This is a genomic window from Paenibacillus sp. P4_A9, from assembly GCF_056402415.1.
Window position 1 is genome coordinate 1 of sequence record NZ_JBFUHL010000196.1, and the last position, 1,700, is coordinate 1,700.

At 46.0% G+C, this 1,700-nt stretch carries 1 protein-coding gene; it reads right to left on the reverse strand.

What is annotated here, in order from left to right:
- Positions 1–1,309 (reverse strand): SH3 domain-containing protein (locus tag AC1DVJ_RS30865; RefSeq protein ID WP_477596732.1); only part of this gene is annotated, 1,309 nt, incomplete at its 3' end.
- Between the last annotated feature and the right edge of the window lie 391 nt (positions 1,310–1,700).

Consider the following 1,700-nt stretch of genomic DNA (forward strand, 5'->3'; position numbering starts at 1 on the left):
GATATGTGATTGTAATGGTTACATTTTGATTTGTTACAGCCGTCTGATTAGCTTTTAAGGTCGGAGCCGCAGGTGCGATTTTGTCGATATTGTTCACGGTATACGAACCAACGGTCGAAACGTTCCCTGCCACATCCGTGGCCCGGGCTTCCACTGTGCCGTTAGCCGTCATGAGAACCGATTGACTGTATGCTGACCAGGCTCCGTCATTTACTCGGTATTCATTGAGCACGGAATCCGCCGGATATGTGATGGCGACGCTTACATTTTGATTTGTTACAGCCGTCTGATCAGCTTTTAAAGTCGGAGCTGCTGGTGCGATATTATCAATATTATTCACTGAATACGAATCAACCGTCGAAACGTTCCCTGCCGCATCCGTGTCCCGGGCTTCCACTGTGCCATTAGCCGTCATGACAACCGATTGACTATATACTGACCAGGCTCCGTCATTTACTCGGTATTCATTGAGAACGGAATCCGCCGGATACGAGATGGCAACGCTTACATTTTGATTTGTTACAGCCGTCTTATCAGCTTTTAAGGTCGGAGCTGCAGGTGCGATTTTGTCAATATTGTTCACGATATACGAACCAAATGTCGAAACGTTCCCTGCCGCATCCGTGCCCCGGGCTTCTACTGTGCCATTTGCCGTCATGACAACCGATTGACTGTATGCTGACCAAGCTCCGTCATTCACTCGGTATTCATTGACCGCGGAATCCGCCGGATATGAGATGGTAACGGGTACATTTTGATTTGTTACAGCCGTCTGATCAGCTATTAAGGTCGGAGCTGCAGGTGCGATTTTGTCAATATTATTCACGGTATACAAACCAACCGTCGAAACGTACCCTGCCGCATCCGTGCCACGGGCTTCCACTGTGCCGTTAGTCGTCATGGCTAGAGGAGCGGTATAGGTCGTCCAAGCGCCGCTATTGATTCGAAACTCTTTCTTTGCCGCGTTGTCCGGGTAGGTGATCGTTACCATTACCATCTGATTGGTTGGTGCTGTTCCACTTGCCGTTACCGTTGGCGCTGTAAGCGGAGCTTGCGTTTCTTTTACATAGGACGTCGACACATAGCCTACTTTTCCATTCAAAGATACTTTGAGCCAATACGAGTTCATATGCTCAAGCACGGTTAAAGTCGTTCCGACTTTAAGAAATGAGTAAATACTACTGCTTGTACTGGGGGCTGATCTAAAATTCACGCCCTGGGTAACCRTTGCAGTAGTTGAGGCAAAAGAAGAGGCGGAAAATGATAGTAACATGGTGGCAGCAACGAATACTGAAACGATTTTTTTCAAATGAACCTCTCCCTTTAATAGTTGGATTAACCCACTTATATAAGTTCGAGGTTGTCCCATCGTTTCTGTCCAAACCCATATCAACAAACTATGGTAATATTAGCCATTATTTTGTATAGCTTAATTCATTAGGCCCGATACGATTTCTTTTAACTCTGCTCTTTCGCCTCACAGAGTCACGTCGGTAATGGAATAATGTCTTAAAACCCGACATCAATTTCATTCACGATTATGCACATATGTTTGTGTCGCCGGACACAGATAGCCTCTAAGCAAGCAACACATGCTTACAAACTCCATCTAGAGCAGCTCCTTGAGGAGCATGACTTAGCCACTAAACAACTGCAGAGGATAGAAAAAGAAGCCAAAGACGTTGTTAAACGTATCTCCT